At 49.8% G+C, this 24,704-nt stretch carries 31 protein-coding genes and 1 tRNA gene; 18 read left to right on the top strand and 14 right to left on the bottom strand.

The window, feature by feature from the left end:
* Window positions 1-60: 60 nt before the first annotated feature.
* Window positions 61-963, bottom strand: coding sequence for a c-type cytochrome (locus J9260_RS17760; protein WP_246499533.1), 903 nt, complete (start codon window positions 961-963; stop codon window positions 61-63).
* A gap of 216 nt (window positions 964-1,179) precedes the next feature.
* Between J9260_RS17760 and J9260_RS17755 the strand changes: the two genes are divergently transcribed.
* A tRNA-Arg gene (locus J9260_RS17755) sits at window positions 1,180-1,255 on the top strand.
* 11 nt (window positions 1,256-1,266) lie between these two features.
* On the opposite strand, the gene rluB is transcribed toward J9260_RS17755, so the two are convergent.
* From rluB to J9260_RS17740, 3 genes are read right to left on the bottom strand one after another with little or no spacing between them, the layout of a single operon-like run.
* On the bottom strand, window positions 1,267-2,178 hold the full coding sequence (rluB, locus tag J9260_RS17750) for a 23S rRNA pseudouridine(2605) synthase RluB (protein WP_210219027.1): 912 nt from the start codon (window positions 2,176-2,178) through the stop codon (window positions 1,267-1,269).
* Window positions 2,179-2,188: 10 nt separating this feature from the next.
* Window positions 2,189-2,983 (bottom strand): glutamate racemase, encoded by a 795-nt coding sequence (gene murI, locus J9260_RS17745; RefSeq protein ID WP_210219026.1) that lies wholly within the window; start codon window positions 2,981-2,983, stop codon window positions 2,189-2,191.
* Between the two features lie 2 nt (window positions 2,984-2,985).
* On the bottom strand, window positions 2,986-3,780 hold the full coding sequence (locus J9260_RS17740; protein WP_246499532.1) for an inositol monophosphatase family protein: 795 nt from the start codon (window positions 3,778-3,780) through the stop codon (window positions 2,986-2,988).
* Window positions 3,781-3,832: 52 nt separating this feature from the next.
* Between J9260_RS17740 and J9260_RS17735 the strand changes: the two genes are divergently transcribed.
* From J9260_RS17735 to J9260_RS17720, 4 genes are read left to right on the top strand one after another with little or no spacing between them, the layout of a single operon-like run.
* Window positions 3,833-4,246, top strand: coding sequence for a phosphate-starvation-inducible protein PsiE (locus J9260_RS17735; protein WP_210219025.1), 414 nt, complete (start codon window positions 3,833-3,835; stop codon window positions 4,244-4,246).
* A complete protein-coding gene (gene hemH, locus J9260_RS17730; RefSeq protein ID WP_210219024.1) occupies window positions 4,243-5,355 on the top strand; it encodes a ferrochelatase in 1,113 nt (370 codons plus the stop codon). The genes J9260_RS17735 and hemH overlap by 4 nt, the downstream gene beginning before the upstream one ends.
* The gene (locus J9260_RS17725; RefSeq protein WP_210219023.1) at window positions 5,352-6,092 is read left to right on the top strand and encodes a competence/damage-inducible protein A; all 741 of its coding nucleotides are present in this window, start codon (window positions 5,352-5,354) and stop codon (window positions 6,090-6,092) included. Before hemH ends, J9260_RS17725 begins: the two co-directional genes overlap by 4 nt.
* A gap of 8 nt (window positions 6,093-6,100) precedes the next feature.
* On the top strand, window positions 6,101-7,021 hold the full coding sequence (locus J9260_RS17720; protein ID WP_210219022.1) for an LpxL/LpxP family acyltransferase: 921 nt from the start codon (window positions 6,101-6,103) through the stop codon (window positions 7,019-7,021).
* Here J9260_RS17720 and sctJ read toward each other — a convergent pair.
* The 7 genes from sctJ to J9260_RS17685 form a co-directional block, all read right to left on the bottom strand.
* Window positions 7,015-7,644 carry a type III secretion system inner membrane ring lipoprotein SctJ gene (gene sctJ, locus J9260_RS17715; RefSeq protein ID WP_246499530.1) on the bottom strand — a complete coding sequence of 210 codons (630 nt, stop codon included), beginning with the start codon at window positions 7,642-7,644 and terminating at the stop codon, window positions 7,015-7,017. The two genes, J9260_RS17720 and sctJ, sit on opposite strands and share 7 nt — an antisense overlap.
* Complete coding sequence (locus tag J9260_RS17710; RefSeq protein ID WP_210219021.1) at window positions 7,644-8,204, bottom strand: hypothetical protein; 561 nt, start codon at window positions 8,202-8,204, stop codon at window positions 7,644-7,646. Before J9260_RS17710 ends, sctJ begins: the two co-directional genes overlap by 1 nt.
* A gap of 12 nt (window positions 8,205-8,216) precedes the next feature.
* Window positions 8,217-8,582, bottom strand: coding sequence for a tetratricopeptide repeat protein (locus J9260_RS17705; protein WP_210219020.1), 366 nt, complete (start codon window positions 8,580-8,582; stop codon window positions 8,217-8,219).
* Between the two features lie 68 nt (window positions 8,583-8,650).
* Window positions 8,651-8,869, bottom strand: a complete 219-nt coding sequence (locus J9260_RS17700; protein ID WP_210219019.1) for a hypothetical protein — start codon at window positions 8,867-8,869, stop codon at window positions 8,651-8,653.
* Between the two features lie 120 nt (window positions 8,870-8,989).
* Window positions 8,990-9,205: an EscE/YscE/SsaE family type III secretion system needle protein co-chaperone gene (locus J9260_RS17695; RefSeq protein ID WP_246499528.1), complete on the bottom strand. Its 216-nt coding sequence runs from the start codon at window positions 9,203-9,205 to the stop codon at window positions 8,990-8,992.
* Entirely contained in the window at window positions 9,202-10,527 is a 1,326-nt protein-coding gene (gene sctD, locus J9260_RS17690; protein ID WP_210219018.1) for a type III secretion system inner membrane ring subunit SctD, read from the bottom strand. The genes J9260_RS17695 and sctD overlap by 4 nt, the downstream gene beginning before the upstream one ends.
* Before the next feature lie 9 nt (window positions 10,528-10,536).
* Window positions 10,537-11,208: a hypothetical protein gene (locus J9260_RS17685; RefSeq protein WP_246499526.1), complete on the bottom strand. Its 672-nt coding sequence runs from the start codon at window positions 11,206-11,208 to the stop codon at window positions 10,537-10,539.
* Window positions 11,209-11,439: 231 nt separating this feature from the next.
* Between J9260_RS17685 and J9260_RS17680 the strand changes: the two genes are divergently transcribed.
* From J9260_RS17680 to sctO, 10 genes are all read left to right on the top strand, one after another.
* Window positions 11,440-12,513 carry a hypothetical protein gene (locus tag J9260_RS17680; protein WP_210219017.1) on the top strand — a complete coding sequence of 358 codons (1,074 nt, stop codon included), beginning with the start codon at window positions 11,440-11,442 and terminating at the stop codon, window positions 12,511-12,513.
* A 52-nt stretch (window positions 12,514-12,565) separates the two neighbouring features.
* Window positions 12,566-13,624 (top strand): FliM/FliN family flagellar motor switch protein, encoded by a 1,059-nt coding sequence (locus J9260_RS17675; RefSeq protein ID WP_246499524.1) that lies wholly within the window; start codon window positions 12,566-12,568, stop codon window positions 13,622-13,624.
* A gap of 3 nt (window positions 13,625-13,627) precedes the next feature.
* Window positions 13,628-14,281, top strand: coding sequence for a type III secretion system export apparatus subunit SctR (gene sctR / locus J9260_RS17670; protein WP_210219016.1), 654 nt, complete (start codon window positions 13,628-13,630; stop codon window positions 14,279-14,281).
* Window positions 14,282-14,285: 4 nt separating this feature from the next.
* On the top strand, window positions 14,286-14,558 hold the full coding sequence (sctS, locus tag J9260_RS17665; protein ID WP_210219015.1) for a type III secretion system export apparatus subunit SctS: 273 nt from the start codon (window positions 14,286-14,288) through the stop codon (window positions 14,556-14,558).
* Window positions 14,558-15,340 (top strand): type III secretion system export apparatus subunit SctT, encoded by a 783-nt coding sequence (gene sctT, locus J9260_RS17660; protein ID WP_210219014.1) that lies wholly within the window; start codon window positions 14,558-14,560, stop codon window positions 15,338-15,340. The genes sctS and sctT overlap by 1 nt, the downstream gene beginning before the upstream one ends.
* A complete protein-coding gene (locus J9260_RS17655) occupies window positions 15,337-16,395 on the top strand; it encodes an EscU/YscU/HrcU family type III secretion system export apparatus switch protein (RefSeq protein ID WP_210219013.1) in 1,059 nt (352 codons plus the stop codon). The genes sctT and J9260_RS17655 overlap by 4 nt, the downstream gene beginning before the upstream one ends.
* A 76-nt stretch (window positions 16,396-16,471) precedes the next feature.
* On the top strand, window positions 16,472-16,999 hold the full coding sequence (locus J9260_RS17650) for an NfeD family protein (RefSeq protein WP_210219012.1): 528 nt from the start codon (window positions 16,472-16,474) through the stop codon (window positions 16,997-16,999).
* Window positions 17,000-17,020: 21 nt separating this feature from the next.
* Window positions 17,021-19,072, top strand: coding sequence for a type III secretion system export apparatus subunit SctV (sctV, locus tag J9260_RS17645; protein WP_210219011.1), 2,052 nt, complete (start codon window positions 17,021-17,023; stop codon window positions 19,070-19,072).
* Window positions 19,069-20,406 carry a type III secretion system ATPase SctN gene (sctN, locus tag J9260_RS17640; RefSeq protein WP_210219010.1) on the top strand — a complete coding sequence of 446 codons (1,338 nt, stop codon included), beginning with the start codon at window positions 19,069-19,071 and terminating at the stop codon, window positions 20,404-20,406. The genes sctV and sctN overlap by 4 nt, the downstream gene beginning before the upstream one ends.
* 7 nt (window positions 20,407-20,413) lie before the next feature.
* Complete coding sequence (gene sctO / locus J9260_RS17635; RefSeq protein WP_210219009.1) at window positions 20,414-20,842, top strand: type III secretion system stalk subunit SctO; 429 nt, start codon at window positions 20,414-20,416, stop codon at window positions 20,840-20,842.
* On the opposite strand, the gene sctL is transcribed toward sctO, so the two are convergent.
* The 3 genes from sctL to J9260_RS18740 form a co-directional block, all read right to left on the bottom strand.
* On the bottom strand, window positions 20,796-21,413 hold the full coding sequence (gene sctL / locus J9260_RS17630; protein WP_210219008.1) for a type III secretion system stator protein SctL: 618 nt from the start codon (window positions 21,411-21,413) through the stop codon (window positions 20,796-20,798). The genes sctO and sctL overlap by 47 nt on opposite strands.
* The gene (locus J9260_RS17625; RefSeq protein ID WP_210219007.1) at window positions 21,391-22,086 is read right to left on the bottom strand and encodes a SctK family type III secretion system sorting platform protein; all 696 of its coding nucleotides are present in this window, start codon (window positions 22,084-22,086) and stop codon (window positions 21,391-21,393) included. The genes sctL and J9260_RS17625 overlap by 23 nt, the downstream gene beginning before the upstream one ends.
* A gap of 476 nt (window positions 22,087-22,562) precedes the next feature.
* Window positions 22,563-22,817 (bottom strand): hypothetical protein, encoded by a 255-nt coding sequence (locus J9260_RS18740; RefSeq protein ID WP_246499522.1) that lies wholly within the window; start codon window positions 22,815-22,817, stop codon window positions 22,563-22,565.
* Window positions 22,818-22,839: 22 nt separating this feature from the next.
* Between J9260_RS18740 and J9260_RS18735 the strand changes: the two genes are divergently transcribed.
* From J9260_RS18735 to J9260_RS18725, 3 genes are all read left to right on the top strand, one after another.
* Window positions 22,840-23,667 carry a hypothetical protein gene (locus J9260_RS18735; protein WP_246499520.1) on the top strand — a complete coding sequence of 276 codons (828 nt, stop codon included), beginning with the start codon at window positions 22,840-22,842 and terminating at the stop codon, window positions 23,665-23,667.
* Between the two features lie 12 nt (window positions 23,668-23,679).
* The gene (locus J9260_RS18730; protein WP_246499518.1) at window positions 23,680-24,180 is read left to right on the top strand and encodes a hypothetical protein; all 501 of its coding nucleotides are present in this window, start codon (window positions 23,680-23,682) and stop codon (window positions 24,178-24,180) included.
* A 122-nt stretch (window positions 24,181-24,302) separates the two neighbouring features.
* Window positions 24,303-24,671, top strand: a complete 369-nt coding sequence (locus J9260_RS18725) for a hypothetical protein (RefSeq protein ID WP_246499517.1) — start codon at window positions 24,303-24,305, stop codon at window positions 24,669-24,671.
* Window positions 24,672-24,704 lie beyond the last annotated feature (33 nt).

The raw sequence follows: 24,704 nt of genomic DNA, 5'->3' as shown, positions 1-24,704 counted from the left end.
GACGCACAAAAAAAGGCACTGGAGTAGTGCCTTTCTTTGATTATAAACCGTAAAGGCTTATTACTTGGACTTGCTAACCATGAAGTCAACAGCCGCTTTGATTTCAGCATCAGACAAGGCAGGGTTGCCGCCTTTCGCAGGCATTGCATTTTTACCATTAATGGCAGTGCCATACAGTGTGTCATTACCCGTTGCGATACGTGGTGCCCAAGCTGCTTTATCACCTAATTTCGGTGAACCTGCAACACCAACGTCATGGCAGGAGAAGCAAATGCCTTTGTAAACTTTCTCGCCATCAACAGCAGCCGCTGGTGCTGCCGCAGCCGGTGCTGCTGCTTGTGCCGCTGGAGCCGGAGCCGCTGCTGGAGCCGCTGTTTCTGCTGGCGAAGCCGCTGCTGGTGTTGCCGCTGCCGCAGGAGCCGCAGCCTGTTCTGCTGGTGCTGCTGCTTGTGCCGCTGGAGCTGCTGCCGGTGCTTTTACTTGTGAAGACAGATCGTGACCTGCTTTGCCTGTCATATAAACGATGGCATTGCTTAACTCTTCATCGGTAATGCTCGGATCACCACCACGCGCAGGCATGGAGTTCAGGCCGTTGATAGCATTTTTCATCAAGCCATCCAAGCCGTTCGCAACACGCGGAGCCCATGCACCTTTGTCATCAATTTTAGGCGCATTCAGCACACCAGCCGCATGGCAAGACGTACAAACTGCGTTATAAACCGCTTCACCGCTACGTGCAGCTTTAACGATAGTCTTATCAACCGCGTTAACTGAACCAATCGGCGCAAGGTTAACATCAGCCGCAGCCGCCTGCATGGTGGTATCTGCTTCGCCTTTGATGGAATTTTTTTCAATCGTAGTGAACAAATTATAAGCCAACACAGCAACCGCCGTGCCAATCAAAAGCAGACCCCCAATCAAAACGGGTTTCGCCATAGGGTCGTTAGGTGTCGAGTGAGCCACATTATCCTCCTGTAAACCGGGTAAAAATTTGCCCGGCAATCAGTCTATCTAAAGAAGTCAGAAAATCGGGAACTGGCGGATTATATTTAATATTTCTAATATACGCTATCTATCAACGCAGAAATCTTGACATCTATCATTCAAATCTCCGCTCATTCCCACAGAAACGCGGATAGACGTACAGCCGTTCCTTGGGTATGATGCACACTCTTCAAAGCACCCGTAGCTCAGGGGATAGAGTATCGGCCTCCGAAGCCGAGGGTCGCTGGTTCGATTCCAGCCGGGTGCGCCACATTCACGCTCCTATCCACGCCCACGCGGTGACGGACGTTTCCCCATCCCCGAACGATTGCCGCCTCCATCCCAACGTGATTCCGCACGTGCGCTGCTTGCACCAGATCGCGCTTGACCACTACGATTGCTGCCAGCGTGCGCCGGTTTAAAGTTAGCACTGGGTTTAAAGTCGGAACCGTCGTCAAACGTCATACCCACCAAAGCATACAATTTGCGCAACTCTCTTACATCCAGCTCTTTGTGATGTCCGGTGCGTAGGTAACGGGGCAAATCCATATTGCCGTAACGTACCCGAATCAAGCGACTCACTTTGACACCTTGCGATTCCCACAAGCGGCGCACTTCGCGATTGCGGCCTTCGGCGAGTACCACGTGATACCAATGGTTCGCGCCTTCGCCACCTGCGTCTTTGATTCTGAGGAAATTGGCTTTGCCGTCATCCAGCTCGACACCTTCTTGCAGCCGGATTAGCATTTCGTTGTCCACCTGCCCCAGCACCCGCGTGGCGTATTCGCGCTCAATGCCGGAAGATGGGTGCATCAGTTTATTCGCCAATTCACCATCGGTGGTAAACAGCAATAAACCGTCGGTGTTAATGTCCAGCCGCCCCACCATGATCCAGCGTCCGGCGCGGATGGGTGGCAATGCTTCAAACACGGTTTTGCGGCCTTCCGGGTCAGTTTGGGTACACACTTCACCCGCCGGTTTGTTGTACATCAGGACTTTCGGCGTGGCTTGTAAGCGCGAACTCAGGTGTAAACGTTGCCCACGCAGCGTGACCTGATCATGCTCATCAATGGCTTGACCGGATTCTGCACGTCGTCCGTTTACAAGGATTTCACCTGCTTCAACAAGGCGTTCGATTTCACGGCGCGAGCCGTACCCAGCACGGGAGAGGAGTTTTTGGATGCGTTCTTTCATGGGGGTAATATTAGCACGGTAACTCACGGGGCGTAACAGCGCGTTGCCACAACACTTGCAGGCTTAACAAGTGTTGTTCATCCTGCCGTCCGGTAAAAAATGTCACATCACCACCTGCCGTTTGGGTGGCTTGCAGCGCGTGGCGTTCCAGCACCCGCATTAATTGATGGGTAACGGGTGTGCTAGTTTCCAACACCGTCATGCGCCCGTGGGTCACTTCATGAATCAACTCAGACAAAAACGGATAATGCGTACACCCCAACACCAACGTATCCGCCCCCGCTTCCAACAATGGTAAGGTGTAATGCTTCAACAATTGACGCACCGCCGTGCTACTAAAATCACCGGCCTCCACATGTTCCACCAAACCCGGACAAGCTTGAGTCAACACCTGCACCGCGCCCGCATGGTCACGAATTAATTGCTGTAAACGCGGACTATTGACCGTTTGCTGGGTCGCCAATACCCCAACTACGCCGGTTTGGGTCATTCGCGCTGCCGGTTTTACTGCCGGTTCAATCCCCACCACCGGAATCGGCAAGGTTTCGCGCAAAAAATCCACCGCATGAACTGTCGCGGTATTGCACGCCACCACCAACACTTTCACCCGCTGTTGTAATAGAAAATGGGCAATGTATTGACTACGTTCACGGATGTAATCTGATGTTTTACTGCCATACGGCGCGTGCGCGGAATCTGCCACGTAAATCAACGACTCCTGCGGTAACAGGCGATGAATTTCGCGCAGCACCGAAATCCCCCCCAAACCGGAGTCGAATACGCCAATCGCCTGTTCTGCTGCCATGCTTATTGATTTTCCTGCAAATACGCAAACCAAGCTTCAAACAACGCCCGATCCGGCGAAGCCACCACCGAACGCACCGCCATTCCGCTTCTGAAAACCGATTCACCTTGTAAAGTACAAGCGTAGCCGCCCGCCTCCGCCAAAATCAGCGTACCAGCTGCCAAATCCCACAATTTCATTCCGCCGTGCAAATACAAATGCCCGCGATTCGCCGCCATCCACGCCCATTCCAACACGCAACTGCCTAAATTGCGCTGTGAACCGTAGGGTGCTGCCTCGCTTAACGCGCGTTTGAGTGGGGTCGATAATCGCTTAAAATCCACGATTGCCACCGCATTCCGCAAGGTAAACGCGCTGGGCTGGCAACGTAACGGCTGCCCGTTTAACCACGCCCCCTGCCCCCGCGCCGCGCTAAACATTTCATCGCGCACCGGGTCGTAAGTCAGTGCTAACACCACTTCGCCGCGCTCAAACAACGCCAGCGATACCGCAAACAAAGGCAACCCCGCTGCAAAATTACTCGTGCCATCCAAAGGATCAAGACACCATAACGCATCGGCTTCGCGCAATAATTGCTCCTGCGCGTCCAACTCCATTTCCTCGCTCAAAAACGCGATGTGCGGCCAATGTTGCTGCAAAAACGCCTCGATACGCCGATTCGTGGCTAAATCCGCCTCGGTTAATAAACTACCATCTTGCTTAACCGCAAAACCTATTTTGGCAAACCGTGGCAAAATCTCATCACGTGCAATTTGACGTATTTCCTGCACCAATACTTGCAAATCAGGCTGCATCATTTAACCTACTAAAGCGTTAACCGAAACGCTAACAATACAAGGATACCCACGCATGGACAAACCGAACCTGCCGGTCAGTCAGAAATTGTTACACGCAATCGAATATTTATTACTTATCATCATCACGATCGCCACCGTTATCGCGGTCGGACAAGAAATTGCCACGATTATAATCAACCTGAAAGTCCAAATTGCGGACTTACTGTTGCTGTTTATCTACTTAGAAATCATCACGATGGTCGTGGTTTACCTGCAATCCGGCGAAGTTCCGGTGCGGATGCCGCTCTACATTGCGATGGTGGCTTTGGCGCGTTACCTGATTCTTGACATGAAAGCCATGAGTGAATGGCAAATGTTAGCCATCGCCAGCTCCGTACTCCTGATTTCACTGGCGGTGTTAATCGTGCGCTTTGGTCACGTGAAATACCCTTATGAAAAAACCCGCAAAGGAAGCTCGCATCCATGAGTCGTTTTATCAATGAACAAGACTATTTCCACGGAAAATCCGAATGCACGGGCGTTTTGCTGGTTAATCTAGGCACACCGGACGCGCCCGACGCGCCATCCTTGCGACGTTATCTGAAAGAATTCCTGTCTGACCCGCGTGTGGTGGAAATTCCGCGCATTATCTGGAATGTGATTCTTTACGGCATTATTCTCAACACACGCCCTGCCAAAAGTGCCGCCAAATACCGTAGTGTGTGGACAGAAAACGGTTCACCGCTGATGCATATTTCACTGCAACAACAAAAAGCCCTGCAAAAAGCGATGGATACACGCTTTAACGGCCCGGTAAAAATTGAGCTGGCAATGCGTTACGGCAACCCCAGCATTGCATCCGGGCTGCTGAAACTCAAAGAAGCCGGGGCGCGACGTTTGCTGATTTTACCGCTTTACCCACAATATTGCGCCGCCACCAACGCCACCAGTTTCGACAAAGTGTTCGATGAACTCAAACGCTGGCGATGGGTTCCTGAGTTGCGGCTGGTCAATCATTACCACGATCATCCCGGCTATATCGAAGCCCTTGCTAGTAGCGTGCTGGAACATTGGGAGCAGCACCCACGCGGGCAACAATTAATCATGTCATTTCACGGCATCCCCAAACGCAACCTAATGCTGGGCGACCCGTACCACTGCGAATGCTACAAAACGGCACGTTTACTCGCCGAAGCGTTAAATCTTAAAGCGCACGAATGGCGCGTCACCTTCCAATCACGCTTTGGCAAAGCCGAATGGTTACAACCTTACACCGATAAAACCTTACAAGCCCTGCCAGCGGAAGGCATCAAAAACGTCGATATTATTTGCCCCGGTTTTGCTGCCGATTGCCTTGAAACCCTAGAAGAAATTCAGCAGGAAAATCGCGAATACTTCCAGCACGCGGGCGGCGAAAACTACCATTACATCCCCGCGCTTAACGCCAATAGTAAACACATTCACGCGCTGGCAGACATTATCCAACAGCATACCCAAGGCTGGGCAGAAACCTCGGCGCACTGGTCAGAAGCCGCACAACAACAAAGCGCGGAACGCACCTTACAATACGCCAGCGCACGCGGAGCCAAAAAATGAAAGTAGGTCTGATTCTGATCGGTGATGAATTACTCAGCGGTTTACGCCAAGACAAACACATGCCGCAAGTCCTCCAATTTCTCAAAGCTCGCGGTCTGTCCTTGGCATGGGTGCGCATGGTCGGTGACGATTGGGACTTGCTGGTGCAAACCTTGCGTGAAACCTTCGCTACCAAGGAAATGGTTTTCAGCTTTGGTGGCATTGGAGCCACCCCCGATGACCTGACCCGTCAAGCCGCCGCCACGGCTGCCGGGGTACGCTTATTACGTCATCCGCAAGCCGTGGCGTTAATCGAAGGGCGATTCGGTGAAAATGCCTACCCCGACCGCATCCGCATGGGGGAATTACCCGACGGCTCCAGCCTGATCCCTAACCCGGTTAACCAAATGGCTGGGTTTAAATTACACCACCACCATTTTGTACCGGGCTTTCCCAATATGTCTTGGCCGATGGTGGAATGGGTACTCGACACCCATTATGCGCAATATGCTGACCCTACACCGCCAGTCGAATACCGTTGGTTATTACGTGACGTGCAGGAAAGCGACTTAATCCCGATGATGGAAGCCTTGCTCAAAACCTTCCCCGAAGTGCGCTTATCCAGCTTGCCCAGCACCACCGAACGCCGTCAAATTGACTTTGGTTTAAAAGGCAAAGAAGCAGCGGTAGCAGCAGCACAAACTTGGTTTGAAGCTTACGTGCAACGCATCGGCACTGCTTGCGAACGTTTGGCGTGAGCTTAGGTGTGAGCAAAAAACTCGACTTCCCCACAGCACTACTTCACCCACGTCACTGGCTGACTTGGCTGGGTGTAGCGGCATTTGCACCACTGGCATGGCTTCCTTGGAGAACACGCCGCTGGCTGGGAATGCGCATCGGCACTTGGATTTACCGACGTAATCACAAACGCCGTCAGGTAGTACTCACCAATCTGCGGCTGTGCTTCCCCGCATGGGATGAAGCCCGACGCGAACAATTAACCAAACAGCATTTTCAAGAATATGCCTGTGCACTGCTGGACTACAGCCTGTTGTTTTTCCGACCACGCGGTTGGTTATATCAACGTGTCAAAATACAAGGGGGGGAACACATTGATCAGGCAATTGCAGCCCACCAGAATGTTATCCTGCTGGTTGCGCATTCAGTTTGGCTGGAATTTGCCGGAATGGGCATGGGGCAAAGCTACCGCTTACAATGCTTTTATAAACCGTTTCGCAATGCGGTAATCAATTGGTTAGTCACCTGTAGTCGTGCCAAAGATGCGGAATCGCTTGCGGCTCGCGAGGAAGGCATGAGGAAACTGGTTCGAGCATTGGAATCAGGCTGCCTGTTATTTTTCCTTCCTGATGAAGATCACGGCAACAAACATTCTGTATTTGTACCGTTTTTTTCCGAACCCAAAGCAACCTTAACCACACCCATGCGCTTAAGTAAGCTAGGCAATGCAAAAGCTATTCCTGTCATGGCCTATTTTGATTCAAAAACGGGAGATTATCGTATCCAAGTCAATCCCCCGCTAGACAATTTCTCGCCAGACGATCCGGTGGAGGCCGCAACCACCATGAATGCGGCACTACAGAACTTAATTGCTGACGACCCTAAACAGTATATGTGGACACTGAAGCTATTTCGTACCCGCCCAGCTCATCAGAAAGGTGTTTACTGAGTGGCAGGCAATTGCGCCGGAACCATCACCACTGACACCTTATCGTAACTCAAACCTTCGATACTTTTTTCAACAATCATTTTAATTTCAGAGCGCATGTCTTCGATGCGATAAGCGGGATTGTATTTAATAAATACCGAAGCCGAAGACGGTTTTGGTGCTTCATTCGCTGAGAATTTTTCCGGCATAACCACGTGTACCCGCGCGATTAATACACCATCAATTTGACTGAGAGTTTCTTGAACACTTTGAGATAGAGCAAAAATAAAACGGGCACGTTCCTCCAATGGTGAAGAAATCAATCCTTCCTTTTTAAACATTTCGCCCATGCTCACGGATTTTTCTTTGGGATAACCGTGATCGCGCAATAAACCCACTGCCTGTGGGATACGCGAATCATCAACGTGCAAAAAATACGTGCCTGCTTTTTTATCCGCAAGCTTTTCCGCACTGATATTATTGTTGAGCAAAATCGCCAACATGGCGTTAGCGTCACTTTCGTCTAATTTACTGTAAAGCTCAGTTTTACAACCACTTAATAACAGTAAAACGAGCAAAAAACTCGCCGAATAGCTTTTTTTAGTTATCATTGTTAACCTCTTGATCCGCTCAAACGAAAACATTAACCTCCAGAACGAAACAAGGTTTTAAAGCCTTCTGCTAAGTTTCGGACAGCGGAAGTAATTGCCTCAAAATTCGCCATAAATATTTTTGATCTAGATAAGGAATTTGCCATCATTCCTTGATATTCTAACGAAACCGCAGCATAAGCTCGGCTACGCTCCAGAACACTCTCATAACGCGCACCACGATCTTGTATTGATCCCGTAGGTAATTCAGGATAGCTGCGCGTTTGGTTAACCTTGGTAGATGATTTATCCAAATTAGCCGCAAGGAATTCATTAAATTTAGGCAAATCCTGCGAACCGCTAACGACCTTATTGTAGGCACTATCCAAGTTAGCAATTTTATTCAACAAAACATTTTTCAGATCAGATGAATTCGCGGCATCGCTATCATTGACCTGCAACAGCGTTGTATTTTCAACCGCTGGAGCCTGATCAGATTGCGTCATCATAGCTTCAAACTTCATCACTTGCGCATTAGGTGGAGCAGGCAATTGCAACAACTTATCGCTTTGGGGCTGCAATGCCACCCCATTTATCATACCTGTTTCAACCATCGCACACCTACCTTAGATACCCAAATGTACCGAAGCAATAACGCGCTCATCATCGTTGCCGTTTTTAACAACGTGATCAAAAATATCTTTAGCTTCTGAGTCCTTACCGGACATTTTCAAAGCCATACCCAAAAAGCATTGGGCACTCATGTGATCAGGTTCGCGCACTAACACATAATTTTGTAGTGTATCAATGGCTTTATCATAACGACCCGAATACAAATCAACCAATGCTACGCCCATTTTCGTTGGCACTTGATCACCTGCTATCGCATCAACACCATCCATGATTATTTTTGCGTTTTTGGTATCATTTTTGAAGCAGGACATATAACCCACTTCTGAGAGTAATTGTAATATTTCGACACTAACGTTCATTTTATAATAACCCCGATTTCATAAGGCATCACAGAATAATCCATGATGCCTTTTATTTTTACATTTTATTAACCGCGAGAAATAGTTTCGATCAACTGCGCAACCGCATTATCACGTGCTACTTGATACTGCATAGCAGACTCTTCTGCTTGCGTTTTTTGGTTAAGATCAGCCATTTGTTGTTGAAACTGCAACGATTCAGCCGCTTTTGCCTTCATCTCAGTTATTGCAGTTGCAAATTCACTTGAACCAGTAGTGGTTCCACCACTTGTGACCGGATTAGCCATATTTTCATCTCCTAAAAATTAATCATCCGTAAAAATTCCCGGTGCTGAATACACCAAACGCAGGGAATGGACTACTTCCTGTAAACATTGCGCTCCATGCTCATGATGGGTACTCATCCGTTAATGGACTTGTTCCCAAACCTGTTCCACCACCTCACAACTCGCTTCCAATGCTTGTAAAAAGCTATTTAATTTATTGTATTCATCCGGGGAAACCCCCTGATTCAGCTCAAATCTTACTTGTGACGCTGTTTGATTAAATTTGTCCAGTAATTCATTTTTATACATGCCGGACATATCATTGCGAAGATTTTGCTCAAGCTGCAACATCATCATTTCCTCCCCTCCTCAATACCGTAGTAGAATGGGATTTCCATCCCTTTGTTAACCAATACAACATGATCAGGCCTTATAGATTTTACAAAATAATTTTCGCCTATTGCCGAACCTTCCATGTATTTCTTACCGTCCTTGGCCACCAGAAATGGCACTTTCCCTACACTGGCACTGCGTATCGCCAGCTTAATTTTCGATCTAACGTCAACCACATCCAGTTGAATCGCTGGCTCAGCACCGTAAGTGTCAATAAACTCCTTACGCAGGCTGCCAATCTTTTCGATTTCCTGCTGTGTTAACTCGCCTTTAACTATAACGCGCTTGCCGTCAGTAGTAATTTTAAGCCTGCCAGACAGTCCATTTTTTTCGACGAACTGTACAAAAGACGCTAAATAACCGTCCATCGACTGCAACTTGTCATCGTCAATCGACTGAATTCCGCCCACATCCGCCAAAATCACTCCGCGTATCCGATCCCATGCAGCCGATTTACTCACAAAGCCCTGCACTTTCAGACTACCCACCGCCTCGCCAGCACTGACTTTGATTCCCGGCTCATCCAAGGAACGCGCAATGGTTCCGGCACTGGCAACCATTTCCTCTTGTGACCAAATGGACAACTTCGCTTGAATCCCTGCTTCTTGCATTTGACGCATCAACGCATTTCTTTCCGCTGTGGTGCGGGCGTAACCACGCAAGCTAACTGAACCATCAGATCCCGTCTGCAAGGTAAAATCATCACGTCCCAATTTTGCCAGCCACGCCGCTGCCCGTGTTTCCGGGGAAGCCACCACCCCACTACGCTCCAGCATTGCCGCTAATTGAGGGTAAAAGAAGATAGCATTCCCTAACAGCAGCAATCCCAAACCCAAGGCTAAATAGGTTTTGGTTCCCCACGCTGATGCCGATGCAGGCGTTTTAGCATCGCCACCCACTCGCGCTTGTGACGGTGATACTTTGGCTTGTCCCGCTAATGCAGCATCAGCAACACGGGTGTGCATAGCCGCATTACCACTTTTCGCATCGACCACCATGAATTCGACGCTGCCGAGGCGCACGGTTTGGTAAGGCTTTAACTCCATCTCATCGACCGCAATCTCTGTCGACTCGACAAATACCGGACGTGCCAACGGATGCAAGGTAATGCCTGTTTCAGTCACCGACAAACGTACATGCTGATCAGCAATGGCTTCATCATGCAAAATAATGTCGCAGTTCATCGAACGTCCAATGATGGAACTGCCTGTTTTTAACCGAACGGATGCGCCAGCGTTAATCCCGCTAAGCACCTTAAGAATAAACGCCGTGTGTTGGACTGACATAGACTTGTCCTATTGCTTATTTTTCACTACATCAACCATGTCAAACCCCGGAAACTTGTCACCGGTTTTCACATCCCAAGCCGCACCCATATTGCCAACAGGGTCTTCAGAGCTGAAATTAATCACGCCTTTTTTATCTTTCCAACGGTATATTTGACGCTTATCCAAAGCCTGCGTATCCATCGTGGCGGCGGCACTCAATACCGAACTGACGAAACGTTCGGGGCCGGTGAAATAAATAATGTTATCCACCTCCGATACCTGCCACTGAAAACGCTCATCCAAGATTTCCAAGCGTTTGAGTGAGTTCGTGAACACTTCCGGGGACATTTTTTTCAGGCTGACCGTGGCGGTTTGCACCTCGTCTTCCTTGTAAACGAAGAGCGACTCCTTATCGTAGTACCACACCAAACCGTAAGTTTTGACCAGCTCCTGAAAGATAGCCTCCGGCTTGCGCTGTTTAAAATGCAGGCTAACAACCTCTTTCACCTTCGGACTAATGACAATCGGAATATCCTGAAACGCCGCCAAGGTTTTAAGCATGTCAGCGAGCGGCTCCTGATCAGAAAAGTGGGAATACACATCCGCCTTCCACGGCACTGCGGCAGCAAAAGCCGAACCGCCACCGTGCAGTAGCAGCGCGAACATCATCCACCCGGAGAACCAAAGTTGCTTACCCATATCAAAATAATCACGATAAAACCTAGATACGCTCAATATTATGTATTCTCGCGCCCGCGTCCATTTCCGCCAGATCAACGCACCAGAAACGCTAATCAATGGAAAGCAAACTACTGATTCAACCAAATTATCTGGCGAACCCTTCCACTCATCCAATAACACAAGCCCTCAACCCACGACGCGCTTATAGTTCACGTTAAAGAACTACCAAAGCTCAAAGGAGAGGTCGCCATGCCCATTGGAACTCACTATTCCACGTCATTGAATCGCCAAGATCGTTATGCGCAAATCGCAAACGGTGGGGCGAATCGTGAACGCACGCCCAGCATGATGACGTTAAGCAACAACCTCACCACCAACATGACGGGCTTAGAAAATCTGTTGACGCTGCTTTATACCCTGATGCAACAAATCAGCGGACAAACATTCAACACACCACAACAGCCAGAACCACAACCCGCGCCACAGGTAACGCCGCCACTGAGCGATGCTCAATACGATCAACAATTTCGTGACAACTTGCTGAAAAACGTCGGTGAGATTGGCGATGGCTGGGAGTTCAGTGACAAACTGGTCGAGCTACCTAACAGTGCCTTAAACCAACCAGAAACGCGCCAATACCGCGACACTCAGGGTAAACGCCAGCAAGAAACCGTGCTGGAGCGCAATAATTACTGGGAAGTGGTACAACGTGGTGCAGACCGTCACCTCGTGATGCGTGAAACCGACAACGCAGGCCAAGCCGTCAAGCCCTCTGAAGCCCTGCAAGACATCTTTGCTCACCGCGAAAACTACCAGTTTGACTGCGCCACCCCGATGCGGTTACTTAATTTAAAAGCAACACTAGACACCGTGGGCGCGGATGACTTCGATCAGCATTCAGGTCGCCTACAACTATCCTCATGGTATGATCAGCACGATAATTCGCGCTTTGACGGTGGCTTTATTTCCAGCGTGCGTACCGCCGAAGCCGGAACCATTAACGTCAAAGACAAAACCAACAATGCGGGTGAAACTGCCCTGTTTGATCCCGGTAAAGGCGATAAATTAACACCCGGCAATATCTATTACTTTGATTTACCGGGCGATACCTCATCTGAACGCCAAGGGTGGAATGCCGTTTATCTTGGGACTGGCAATAATGGATCACACCAGTTCTGGAGTTCCAGCATTGGGGAGGTAGCGGTTAATTTCGCCAATAGCGGATGGATTGCCAGCGCAGGCTTTGATGATTATTACCTTGGAGCGGCAATAAGCGCACCTAATACAGATCGTCTGCGAAGCTGGGACACAACCCGTGGCTAATACCCTACATTATAAGCTGACTAAATAGGTCAAACTGGGAATAACTAAAATAATGGATACCCCTCAAGCTCGTTACCAACCGTTATCGCTGCCGAATCAGACAGTCCATGCGGTGCGCCTGAATAACTTGCTGCTCAATAAAACCGTGGGTTACGGCATACAACTAGCGGATGGCAAAGCCTTTCGTTTTCGCATGACCACGGGCGACATCCAGACCCAACAACGCTGCCCAATTAGCTTAACCCTCGAACTGGGCAACACGACCGCTGGTTTATGGCTTACCGAATGGCCGCTACAAGACCGTATCAATCAATTTGTACCTGACAGCATGTTAAAAACGCTGCCAGAAAATCTTGCGATCAGCGTGATCGAAAATGCGCTGGCTCCACTGTTACTGCAAGCGGAACAAGGTCTAGACTTAAAACTAGGCATTCAATCCATGTCTGCTGGTATGCAAAGCCCGCTGTATTCGATGCCGTTTGGCTTTGAAATGCAGATTGCCGCCATACCCGAAAATACCGTGCTTTACCAAGGCACCGGATTGTTGTTACTCGACCCGCAACTTTACCCGCATTTGCAACAACGGCTGAGCTTGTGGCCCTCTGATAGCAATGCCGATTGGGAAGAACACCACACACTGCTGCGTATGGAAATCAGCCGCAGCATTCTTACCATGCAGGACATTAACCAACTGCAACCCGAAGACCTGATCCTGTTGGAAGACACGCGCTTTCAACAACACGGCACGATTAATTTGTGTCTGGATTCAGGTTATTGCTGCGAAGCCACGTTTACCTCACCTGCAAAAACCGCATTAAGCATCAACACTGGATGGACTCCCATGAGCGACAACGAACAAAAACAAAGCATCGAACACATCAGTCAAATCCCGGTGCAACTGTCCTTTGATTTGGGGCAAAAAACCCTATCCTTCAACGAAGTGCGTCAATTGCGCCCCGGCTATATTATTGAACTAGGCATGACCTTGCCGGAAGTGGTGCAAATTCGCTCCCAAAACCGCCAAATCGGCACTGGGGAATTGGTTGAAATTAACGGGCGCATCGGGGTGCGCATTCTCAACCTCTTCAACAAGAAAGCCAAGGGCAGTTGAGGCATGGAAACCTTACCCAACCCGATTATCCTGCTTGCCATTGTCACGCTGCTGGGGCTTGCGCCGTTCATTGCGATTATGATCAGCTCATTCGTGAAACTGGTCATTGTGATGCACTTAATCCGCAGTGCCTTAGGTTTGCAACAAGAACCGCCGAACATTGCGCTCAGTGGCATTGCGATTATTCTCTCGGTTTACATCATGGCTCCGGTGGCGATGGAAACCTATGAAATTTTCAATACACACAATGTCAATATCGAGGACATACGTAACCCTTTACTAATGGACGCGCTCAAAGCCAGCAGCGACCCATTGCGGGATTTTTTAACGAAACACTCCACCGATAGTGAACGCCAGTTTTTCGTCGATACCACGCAAAAAATCTGGCCTGAAAAATACGCCAAAGAAATGACTGCCGACAATCTGTTGGTGTTAACCCCTGCCTTTATGGTGAGCGAGTTAACCAATGCGTTTCAGGTGGGGTTTTTGTTATTTCTACCCTTCATTATTATTGACCTCATTATTTCTAACATTTTGATTTCAATGGGGATGATTATGGTGTCGCCAATGGTCATTTCCCTGCCTTTCAAACTATTGCTGTTTGTGCTGGCGGACGGATGGTCACGCCTGATTCACGGCCTGATTCTGAGTTATTGATGCCATGAACGAGACCCAAATCATCCACTTCACGGCACAAGCGATGGAATTGGTATTGTACCTGTCAATGCCTGCGATTATTGCTGCCACGGTGGTGGGCTTGATTGTCGGCTTATTTCAGGCACTGACTTCCATTCAGGAACAAACCCTACCCCATGCGTTTAAGCTCATCGCGATTATGTTTGCGATTGCTGCCACCGTGCGCTGGCTGGGGCCTGAATTACTGCTATTCACCCAAAATGCCTTCGATCAAATCGCCCAAGTGCGGCATCGCTGATGGAAACGAGTTTATTACAATCGTGGTTAATGGCATGGGCATTCACCGCCCCACGGGTGTTGATTGTGTTTGCGATCCTGCCTATTTTAACTGAACCGGTTGTACCACAAACCTTGCGTAATGGCATTGTGCTGATTTTATCATTGTACGTGCTGCCATTAACCCATGAGCAATTTCTTAATATTGACCTCAACCTCATGAATATGATGGCAATTGTGGTGAAAGAAGCGTTGCTGGGATTAATGATTGGTTACGTCTTAAGCGTGCCATTTTGGGCGGTAAAAGCCACTGGTTTCCTGATTGATATGCAGCGCGGTGTCATGAGTGCGCTGTTTTTCTCACACACCACCGGCAATATGGTGTCGCCTTTAGGTAATTTATTCAGCTTGTTACTCACCACCCTGCTGCTCACGACGGGTGGCTTTCTGACATTGTTAGAAACCCTGTTTTTAAGTTACCAAACTTGGCCGATGGATCAATTTGTATTTGGTACAAGCCCGGAAATTGTAACCTTTTTCCTAAAACAACTGGATTTATTACTTTACACCAGCTTATTACTCGCAGGCCCGTTACTTGGCATTATGTTCTTAATTGATATTGGCACGGGTCTGGTGGGGCGTTTCCTGCCACAATTAAATATCTTTTTAGTGGCTATGCCAATTAAAAGCGGTGTTACCTTTTTGATGCTGGCGTTGTATATCTCGTTTTTAGCGGATTATATGAAAACCAGCTTTTTCACCATCGGACAAAACTTGCCGGGACTGGCGGGGCTATTGCGATGAGCGGGGATAGCAGCCAAGAAAAAACCGAAGAAGCCTCGCACCGCAAACTCGAAAAAGCGCGGGAACATGGTCAAGTTGCACGCAGCACCGACTTACCATCGACGCTGGTACTAACCGTGGTGATTTTTTACTTATGGTTTACCTGGGACTGGACTTTGGAGCAATTGCAGGAAGTTTTTGTGCTCACGCCGCAACTATTCGCGATGGACTTTCATCAAGCCCTGCAAGCTGGTTTGCAAACCATTATTTACCAGCCGATGTTAACCATTGCACTGCCATTGGCACTGGTAGCAACACTAGCGGGCATTATTGGTAACTTGATTCAATTTGGCTTTTTGTTTTCTTTTGAAAGCATTACCCCCAATTTTAGCAAAATCAGCCTATCCAGCGGTTTTCAGCGGATGTTTTCTGCCAAACAAGCGATAACTACGCTGCTGTCATTGTTCAAAACATTAATCATCGGCGGAATTACCGTTTGGGTGCTTTATGTGGGCATGAGGGAGTTACTGCACGCGGTTGAACAATGTGACGTTGCTTGCCAGCAACACATTATTGAATACCTGTTGCGGCAATTGGTGATTTTTGTGTTGCCCGTTTTAGTGGTCATGGCGGTATTGGATTACCTATTTCAACGTTCGCAATTTATGAAAGAGCAGCGCATGACCAAGGAAGAGGTCAAGCACGAAATGAAAGACTCGTTTGGTGACCCGCACGTGCGTGGTGCACGCGACGGAATGCGCCGGGAACTCGCCGAACATGACATCCAGCAACGGATTCGTACAGCTCGTCTTCTAGTTCTCGACATGGGCACGGCAATTGCGTTGCAATACGAGCAAGGTGTTACGCCGCTGCCGGTCATTGTGGCAATTGGCAAGGGCATGATGGCACGTAAAATGGTGGAAATTGCGACCAAGGAAAATGTTACGCTGGTCACTAACCCCACACTAGCACAAGCATTGATCAAGGAAGGCAAGGTCGATCAGTACATTCCTGACAGCACCATCAATGCAGTAGCGCAAGCCATGCGCCAGACAACTGCTAAACCGAAACGCTAATAACAAGACAAACGCGGTCTATTTGACGATGGGTAAACAACCCGACAGCCCGCACGCCAGTTATAATGAGGGCACTATGGAACAAGAAAAGCAAGATTTGAGTTTTGCCCAACGCCTGCAACAATCGTGGCAAAACCTACAGCAGGCCAACCTGCGAGCTCAAGCACATTACGCGGTCTTTCGCACTGCGCAGCACCTCAAGCAACAAAACAGCCTGCTACTTTATTACAAGCAACGTTTTCTCGCTGACTGGGCAAAATGGCTCGGCATCGGCGTGGGCTTAACCGGCATTTTGATGTTATTTAACCCGGAAGGCATTTGGCGATGGCAATGGTTTTGGGTCGCTAGTGGTGCGCTTCTCGCGCCATTGTTTGCCGATGTCTGGCTGATGTTACAACGCCTGTTTACCGAATACCCCGGCAAACACTTTATCGGGCAAGTCATTACCCTCGAAGAAGGCATTGTCGACGGTAAAGGCAACATTCGCCTTGATAACCAAGCTTGGCAATTGGCAGGCTCGGACTGTCCGCCGCAAACTCAAGTCAGGGTCATTGCCATTAATGACCGGACACTGCACGTCACCCCACTTAGCCCCGTGGCTTAATCGCTCATCAGGAGTTCGCTCATGCAGTCCGGTCAATCGCTTGCCTTCCTAGAATCGCTTACCCGTCGCAGCGACGTGGTGTTGACGTTGTTAATCCTGTCGATCATCGCCATGATGATTTTACCCATGCCAACCTTGCTGCTCGACTTGTTGATCGGCTTGAACATGGGTATTTCCATTTTGCTATTGATGGTGGCTATTTACATTCCCAGCCCGCTGGCTTTTGCCTCATTCCCTTCGGTATTGTTAATCACCACCTTGTTCCGGCTTTCACTGGGGATTGCCTCTACCCGTTTGATTTTGTTGGAAGCTGACGCTGGGAAAATTATTCAAACCTTTGGGGAATTCGTGGTTGGCGGTAATTTAATTGTGGGTTTGGTTATCTTTTTAATCATTACCATCGTGCAATTTATCGTGATTACCAAGGGTTCCGAACGGATTGCGGAAGTCAGTGCGCGGTTCTCGCTTGATGCCATGCCCGGTAAACAAATGAGTATTGACAGTGATATGCGTGCCGGAGTTATTACCCTTGCCGAGGCACGTCACCGCCGCGAAAACCTGACCCTCGAAAGTCGTTTGTTTGGCTCAATGGATGGCGCGATGAAATTCGTTAAAGGCGATGCCATTGCGGGGTTAATTATTATTCTGGTGAATATCATCGGCGGACTTTCGATTGGCACGCTGCAAAACGGCATGACAATGAGTGATGCGTTGCAACTGTATGCCATTTTGACCATTGGTGACGGGCTGGTAGCGCAAATTCCCGCGCTGTTTATTGCGATTACTTCCGGGATTATTGTGTCGCGAGTCAAAGTCGACGACGACAGCAATTTAGGCAGTGACATCGGCAAACAATTACTCGGGCAACCCAGTGCCTTAATCTCGGCGGCGGGCATTGTGGCGGCAATGGGGTTAGTACCCGGCTTTCCAACTACAGTATTCTTATTCTTAGGCATTTTGCTTGCCATTACCGGTTTTGCATTACGCAAAGCGCAAAATCGCATGGAATTTGCCGCGAGCGAAATTACCACGGTAATGGGACAAGAAGTTGCCAATACCGATTCATCCGCTGTGCCGGACAAAAATACGTTGGAAGACATGCACCCGCTGTCGCCAGTTTTAGTGGAATTACCCACACAAGCACGTGCCTTATTTTCACCGGAAATCCTCAGCCAACGCTTTACCCTGTTGCGCCGTGAGTTTTATCTGGATTTGGGCGTACCCATTCCCGGCATTAGTTTGCGGATTGTTAACTCGCTGGCAGCAGATGCCTACCGCATTTCAATTCGTGGCGTACCGGTAGCGCAAGGTGTGCTTAAAACACAACGCGGAACCACCAGCAACACCGAATTACCCAGCGAAACCGCTGCTGCTACCGGCGCGGAATTGACCACCAGTAATCCGGCAAACGCACGCGAAACCCCGGATAACCTCCAGAGCATTCACAATCACCTTGCCTATTTACTGCGTAAACACGCGGCAGAATTTATTGGGATTCAGGAAATTCACACCCTGTACGCCAAGTTAGAGCAAGCAGGTTATCTGGAACTGGTGCGCGAAGCCCAACGCGCCACCAACAGCACTAAAACCGCTGATGTGTTGCGCCGCTTATTAAACGAAGGGGTGTCAGTACGCGATTTACGCCAGATTCTGGAAACGCTTGTCGAATTCGGCGAAGCAGAAAAAGACACTGGCATGTTAACCGAACGGGTGCGGATTAGCCTGAAGCGACAAATTTCCTACAGCTTCACCAATGGCACGGGCGTATTACCGGTGTATATGTTCGCACCAGAAACCGAAAAGTTACTGCAAAACAATTTGCGCCAAACCCCGACCGGAGTATTTTTCGCGTTACCGCCGGAAGTCGCCCAGCAATTTACCAACACCTTGCAAGAGCTGGAAACGCAACACAGTAGCAATACAGTACGTCCGGTTATTCTCACCGGGCTGGAGTTACGTCGCCACGTGCGCCGCCATCTGGAAAGTACTTTCGGGCATATTCCGGTGTTATCGGTGCAAGAATTAACCTCGACCATTTCCCTTAACCCAATGGGCGAGATCCGACTCACATGAATGGACAAACCTTCAACTTTCGCCCATTAACTAACCGTTTACGCGAAGTCGTCAGCCATTGCCAGCCATTAGTGTTGCATGGGCGCATTGTGCAGGTAACGGGAACCGTGGTACGTGCCATTGTGCCGCGTGTCAAATTAGGCGAGTTATGCTTGCTGGTTAACCCCGGTGACGGGCGTGAAATTCCGGCTGAAGTGATTGGTTTTGAACAAAATATTGCACTGTTAGCACCGATTGGCGATATGCAAGGTGTTTCCGCGCATACCCAAGTGATTACCACGGGGAAAGTGCTGGATGTTCCCGTTGGCGAAGCCCTCAAAGGTTGCGTACTGGATGGCATTGGGCGTGTACAGGAAGGTATTGGCAATCCTCACCCGGTTTTGACCGAACGTTACCCGATTTACGCTAATCCGCCTGATCCGCTATCGCGTCAACGGGTAAACCGCCCGTTATCGTTGGGTATTCGTTCTTTGGACGGGCTGATTACCTGCGGTATTGGGCAACGCATCGGGGTATTTGCCGGAGCGGGCGTAGGCAAAAGCTCGCTGTTAAGCATGTTAATTACCCATGCCGAAGTCGATGTTTACGTGATTGCCCTGATTGGTGAACGTGGGCGCGAAGTGCGCGAGTTCATCGAAGAAGCACTCGGCAAAGAAGGCATGGAAAAAACCGTAATGGTAGTGGCAACCTCAGATCGTCCTGCGATTGAGCGTCTCAAAGCCGCCTACGTTGCCACCGCAGTAGCAGAATATTTCCGCGATCAAGGCAAAAATGTCTTACTGCTGATGGATTCCCTCACCCGCTTTGCACGTGCACAACGTGAAATCGGGTTAGCCGCAGGCGAAGCTCCGGCACGGCGCGGCTTTCCGCCATCGGTATTTTCCGAACTGCCCAAATTGGTGGAACGCGCCGGTAATTCTGCCCAAGGTTCGATTACCGCCTTTTACACTGTATTAGTGGAAGGCGATGATATGAGCGACCCGATTGCTGACGAGGTGCGTTCATTATTGGATGGGCACATTATGTTGTCGCGCGATTTAGCTGCTGCCAATCATTACCCAGCGATTGACGTACTGGCAAGTTTGAGCCGGATTATGCCGCAATTGGTGTCAAACGAGCATCGCGCTGCCGCCGCGCACATTCGCAACTTACTGGCAAAATACAAAGAAATTGAGTTTCTATTGCGGGTGGGTGAATACAAACACGGATCTGACCCGCTGGCTGATGAAGCCATTCGGAAAATGGAAGCGATTCAACATTTCCTCAAACAACCACCCCACGAACACACCCACTTTAACGACACCGTAACGCACTTAATCCACTTGGCGGGATAATAACAATATGGACATGGATCTAGGTCAGCTCAAAAAACTTCGCGCACGCCGCGTTGAGCAGTGCTTTATTGAATTGCAAACCCAACGCAAAATCCTCAACGAATGGATTGTTTACCAGCAAAAGCAGGAACAACACCTGATTGATTTCCAACAATGGCGATTGAATTACCAAGAAACCTTGTTTGCTGCCCTCAAAAACCAGACCTTTGACCCGCAAGCTCTGCTCGAATACCGCCTCAAATTGGATGAACTGCAACAAGAGGAAAATCGCCTGCGTGATGCCTTAAAGCAAACCTACGAATCACTCAAAGCGGCGAGTATGCAAGTCGAAGTTGCCCAGCAAGGCTCTAGCAGTGCCAATATTAAACTGGAAAAACTCAAAGAAATTATCAAGTTTCACGACGCGAAAACGCCATCCGAAGAGCCTGCTCAATAACCAGCAATTGCGACCCGACACCGGCATTCACAATCCCTAAATCTGACTCCAGAATGCAATCATCCGGCTGTAACTCCTGATCACCCACCACTTCCAGATTGCTAAAACGGTGTTGGATGCTGTCCAGTTGCGCAGCTACGGCGGCCTGCTGCTGAGGATGTACGCGCACCAATAATTTGTGACTACCGCGCACTAACTCCAACCCTGCCAACACGGCGTTACGCACTTTCTCCTCGTGATCGAAACCAAGAATAACTTTGCGCACCGCCGCCGTCACCACTTCGACCAACTCATCTTCAATCCGCGTCAAGGTGTCATTCACCCGCCCCGCAAATAACACCATTTGTTCTGCTGCCTGGCGGTTGGCACGTTCTTGTCCTTCTTCCAAACCGCGCTGAATGGATTTTGCCAGTGCTACCGCCGCAACTTTTTCACGCTGGCGGTAACGCTGCTCCAACTGCTGCAAATGCTGTTCATAGGTTAAGATTTGCTGATAATCCGCCGCTTTTAATACCCGCTGATCCGCCTGAAATTGCGCCCCAAGGGGTTTAATTGAAAAGAATTTTTCCATCGCGCCCAATTCCTATTTTGATTTCAATCGCCACTTTTTGCACCAATACCGCACATTCGCCCGCAATCGTATCCCAGCGTTTACCGAAGCGGGCGTGACTTTTCCACTGCACATACCATTCACGTTCCAGCTTAAACATTAACCGCAACCAAAATGCATCAGGAAACTGCTGGAATGCCGCCCGCAAACACAATAAACCCGCCAATGCCATGCGGCTTTTCAACGGCATTGCCCCCGGAAATACTGGCGGATTACCAACCTTATGGGTTAGTACCGGCGCACGTTGCTGCATGAAAGCGTATAAATCTTCGCCCACCGTGTGCCGCAAGCGTGTAATGTCTTCACGGGTAATTACCAAACGCACTAAATCGCGGTACAACGTTGCCCCGATGTACTCAACCAACTGCCGAATATCATCCCCGCCCCACAATGCCAGTTGCGACAACGGGCTACGAAAATCGAAAAAAACGCTTTCCGCAACGCCCAAGCGCGTCAGCATGTATTGCGCCAAACGACTTTCGGTGGTGCGCTGAGACAATAAACGTTGTAACACCTCACCTTCGGGCATGGCTTTTAACCAACTGTCATGCACGTACAAATCCGGGCGAAAATTAAACCGCCACACCGCCCGCGTCAGGGTGTCATCAATATCAAAGGTTTTAGGAACCTGCATAGCACATCGCGCTCCGATTACTTATAAGGCCATTATCCACAGCAACTCCCAAACTCACATACGCTTCCAGATAAGTGGGGTAATAACCGCTTACAAACCGTTCGTAAGGCACTTTTACGCACTTATCCCGGTTGGAGAATCATCCGTTTACGACTTGTTTCATACTCCGAAGCACCAAGAGCCACAAACCCTAATGTGCACTCCTGACAAATATTTACCTGGCCAGTGGCGAGATGGCGCAAGTTTTCGGAAAGGAATCTGAAGCCAGAACCACGCACCGTAACGTGCACCACGTCTGGGTAAAACAATAGGTTGGAATGAATCCAATCAACTCATGGTTCAAAACAAAGGAGCAAACAATGCTTAACTTGAATACGCAAAACACGTCCTCTCACAATGTAGGGCAAAGTCAGAACAATAACGCCTCAAACACCAGTTCATCCTCCAGCAGTAACAACATCGCTTCACTGTTCAGCTCACTGTTCAGCGGCATGGGCAGCAGCAGCGCAAGCGGCGGTAGCCAGCAAACAATGATGCTGATGATGGCTCTGATCAACGTCATGATGCAGATGATGAGCCAGCTTCAGCAATGCAACACTGGCAACGGCAATGGTGCTGGCAACGGCGGCAACGGTAACGGAAATGGCGTTGGTAACGGCGGCAACGGCAACGGAAATGGCGTTGGTAACGGCGGCAACGGTAACGGGTGTGGCGTTGGTAACGGCGGACATGGACACGGTCATCACCATGTAGGTGCAACTGGCGCAACTGGCGCAACTGGCGCAACTGGCGCAACTGGCGCAACTGGCGCAACTGGCGCAACTGGTGCAACTGGTGCAACTGGTGCAACTGGTGCAACTGGTGCAACTGGTGCAACTGGTGCAACTGGCGCAACTGGCGCAACTGGTGCAACTGGTGCAACTGGTGCAACTGGTGCAACTGGTGCAACTGGCGCAACTGGTGCAACTGGTGCAACTGGCGCAACTGGCGCAACTGGCGCAACTGGTGCAACTGGCGCAACTGGTGCAACTGGTGCAACTGGCGCAACTGGCGCAACTGGCGCAACTGGCGCAACTGGCGCAACTGGCGCAACTGGCGCAACTGGCGCAACTGGCGCAACTGGCGCAACTGGCGCAACTGGCGCAACTGGCGCAACTGGCGCAACTGGCGCAACTGGCGCAACTGGCGCAACTGGCGCAACTGGCGCAACTGGTGCTACAGGCGCAACTGGCTGTAATGGTGCAACTGGTGCAACTGGTGCAACTGGTGCAACTGGTGCAACTGGTGCAACTGGTGCAACTGGTGCAACTGGTGCAACTGGTGCAACTGGTGCAACTGGTGCAACTGGTGCAACTGGTGCAACTGGTGCAACTGGTGCAACTGGTGCAACTGGTGCAACTGGTGCAACTGGTGCAACTGGTGCAACTGGTGCAACTGGTGCAACTGGTGCAACTGGTGCAACTGGTGCAACTGGTGCGAACGGTTCAAATGGTCAAGGCTTCTTTGACTGGTTCAAGGCAAACGTTGGCGATCAAGATGGTGACTGCGATGTTGACCAATTTGACGTACAAAAATGGTTGAAAGGTGACACTGGTGCTACAGGTGCAACTGGTGCAACTGGTGCAACTGGTGCAACTGGTGCAACTGGCGCAACTGGTGCAACTGGTGCAACTGGTGCAACTGGCGCAACTGGTGCAACTGGTGCAACTGGTGCAACTGGTGCAACTGGTGCAACTGGTGCAACTGGTGCAACTGGTGCAACTGGTGCAACTGGTGCAACTGGCGCAACTGGTGCAACTGGTGCAACTGGTGCAACTGGTGCAACTGGTGCAACTGGTGCAACTGGTGCAACTGGTGCAACTGGTGCAACTGGCGCAACTGGCGCAACTGGTGCGAAAGGTGCAACTGGTGCAACTGGTGCTACAGGCGCAACTGGTGCTCAAGGTGCTCAAGGTGCTCAAGGTGCTCAAGGTGCGAAAGGCGCAACTGGTGCTCAAGGCGCACAAGGTGCTCAAGGTGCTCGTGGTCCTCAAGGCGCAACTGGTGGCACAACACCACGTCCTCCAGTATGGGATCCGGTTGCTATCGACCTGAACCGCAATGGCTCTATCGACACCACCGGCGTATCCACTGCACGTGACCGTACTTCCAGCACTATCGGCACAACAGTTAGCTTCGACTTAGATGCCAACGGAACTGCTGAACAAGTTGAATGGTTGCGCGGCACTGGTGACGGCTTCTTAGTTGACACCAGCAAAATTGGTGCAAACAACGCCATCAACGGTAATGCATTGTTCACCGACAACAACCACCAAAGTGGTTTCGCTCAAATGGCAACTAAAGATGCCAACGGCGACGGTAAACTGACCGGTGCTGAGTTGAACAACATCTCTGTCTGGGTAGACAACGGTGATGCGAAACTGCAAACTGGCGAACTGAAAACACTGAGCTCTCTCGGTATCTCTGAGTTGAACCTCCAAACTACTAACCCGCGCAATGCCGCTGGTGAAACCTTGGATCGCTCAACTGCAAGCGGTACTGGCGGAACCTTCATCACTGAAGATGTGTTCTTAGCTCGTCGCTAATCCTCTAAGCTAAAGCTGCCGGGATGGCCTGAC

Source organism: Thiothrix unzii (genome assembly GCF_017901175.1).
In the GTDB taxonomy this organism is placed as follows: Bacteria; Pseudomonadota; Gammaproteobacteria; order Thiotrichales; family Thiotrichaceae; genus Thiothrix; species Thiothrix unzii.
The sequence above is the reverse complement of the archived record's forward strand: the minus strand, read 5'-3'. Positions and strand labels throughout refer to the sequence as shown.

Coding starts and splice junctions, on each gene's coding strand:
- sctR (WP_210219016.1), top strand. CDS start 13,628: ATGGAAACCTTACCCAACCCGATTATCCTGCTTGCCATTGTCACGCTG.
- sctV (WP_210219011.1), top strand. CDS start 17,021: ATGCAGTCCGGTCAATCGCTTGCCTTCCTAGAATCGCTTACCCGTCGC.
- sctL (WP_210219008.1), bottom strand. CDS start 21,413: ATGGAAAAATTCTTTTCAATTAAACCCCTTGGGGCGCAATTTCAGGCG.
- J9260_RS17650 (WP_210219012.1), top strand. CDS start 16,472: ATGGAACAAGAAAAGCAAGATTTGAGTTTTGCCCAACGCCTGCAACAA.
- murI (WP_210219026.1), bottom strand. CDS start 2,983: ATGGCAGCAGAACAGGCGATTGGCGTATTCGACTCCGGTTTGGGGGGG.
- sctN (WP_210219010.1), top strand. CDS start 19,069: ATGAATGGACAAACCTTCAACTTTCGCCCATTAACTAACCGTTTACGC.
- J9260_RS18740 (WP_246499522.1), bottom strand. CDS start 22,817: ATGTCCGCCGTTACCAACGCCACACCCGTTACCGTTGCCGCCGTTACC.
- J9260_RS17625 (WP_210219007.1), bottom strand. CDS start 22,086: ATGCAGGTTCCTAAAACCTTTGATATTGATGACACCCTGACGCGGGCG.
- sctJ (WP_246499530.1), bottom strand. CDS start 7,644: ATGTTTTCGTTTGAGCGGATCAAGAGGTTAACAATGATAACTAAAAAA.
- sctS (WP_210219015.1), top strand. CDS start 14,286: ATGAACGAGACCCAAATCATCCACTTCACGGCACAAGCGATGGAATTG.
- J9260_RS17735 (WP_210219025.1), top strand. CDS start 3,833: ATGGACAAACCGAACCTGCCGGTCAGTCAGAAATTGTTACACGCAATC.
- J9260_RS17710 (WP_210219021.1), bottom strand. CDS start 8,204: ATGGTTGAAACAGGTATGATAAATGGGGTGGCATTGCAGCCCCAAAGC.
- J9260_RS17675 (WP_246499524.1), top strand. CDS start 12,566: ATGGATACCCCTCAAGCTCGTTACCAACCGTTATCGCTGCCGAATCAG.
- rluB (WP_210219027.1), bottom strand. CDS start 2,178: ATGAAAGAACGCATCCAAAAACTCCTCTCCCGTGCTGGGTACGGCTCG.
- hemH (WP_210219024.1), top strand. CDS start 4,243: ATGAGTCGTTTTATCAATGAACAAGACTATTTCCACGGAAAATCCGAA.
- J9260_RS17705 (WP_210219020.1), bottom strand. CDS start 8,582: ATGAACGTTAGTGTCGAAATATTACAATTACTCTCAGAAGTGGGTTAT.
- J9260_RS17725 (WP_210219023.1), top strand. CDS start 5,352: ATGAAAGTAGGTCTGATTCTGATCGGTGATGAATTACTCAGCGGTTTA.
- J9260_RS17685 (WP_246499526.1), bottom strand. CDS start 11,208: ATGGGTAAGCAACTTTGGTTCTCCGGGTGGATGATGTTCGCGCTGCTA.
- J9260_RS17700 (WP_210219019.1), bottom strand. CDS start 8,869: ATGGCTAATCCGGTCACAAGTGGTGGAACCACTACTGGTTCAAGTGAA.
- J9260_RS17680 (WP_210219017.1), top strand. CDS start 11,440: ATGCCCATTGGAACTCACTATTCCACGTCATTGAATCGCCAAGATCGT.
- J9260_RS17695 (WP_246499528.1), bottom strand. CDS start 9,205: ATGATGATGTTGCAGCTTGAGCAAAATCTTCGCAATGATATGTCCGGC.
- sctT (WP_210219014.1), top strand. CDS start 14,558: ATGGAAACGAGTTTATTACAATCGTGGTTAATGGCATGGGCATTCACC.
- J9260_RS17655 (WP_210219013.1), top strand. CDS start 15,337: ATGAGCGGGGATAGCAGCCAAGAAAAAACCGAAGAAGCCTCGCACCGC.
- sctO (WP_210219009.1), top strand. CDS start 20,414: ATGGACATGGATCTAGGTCAGCTCAAAAAACTTCGCGCACGCCGCGTT.
- J9260_RS17740 (WP_246499532.1), bottom strand. CDS start 3,780: ATGATGCAGCCTGATTTGCAAGTATTGGTGCAGGAAATACGTCAAATT.
- sctD (WP_210219018.1), bottom strand. CDS start 10,527: ATGTCAGTCCAACACACGGCGTTTATTCTTAAGGTGCTTAGCGGGATT.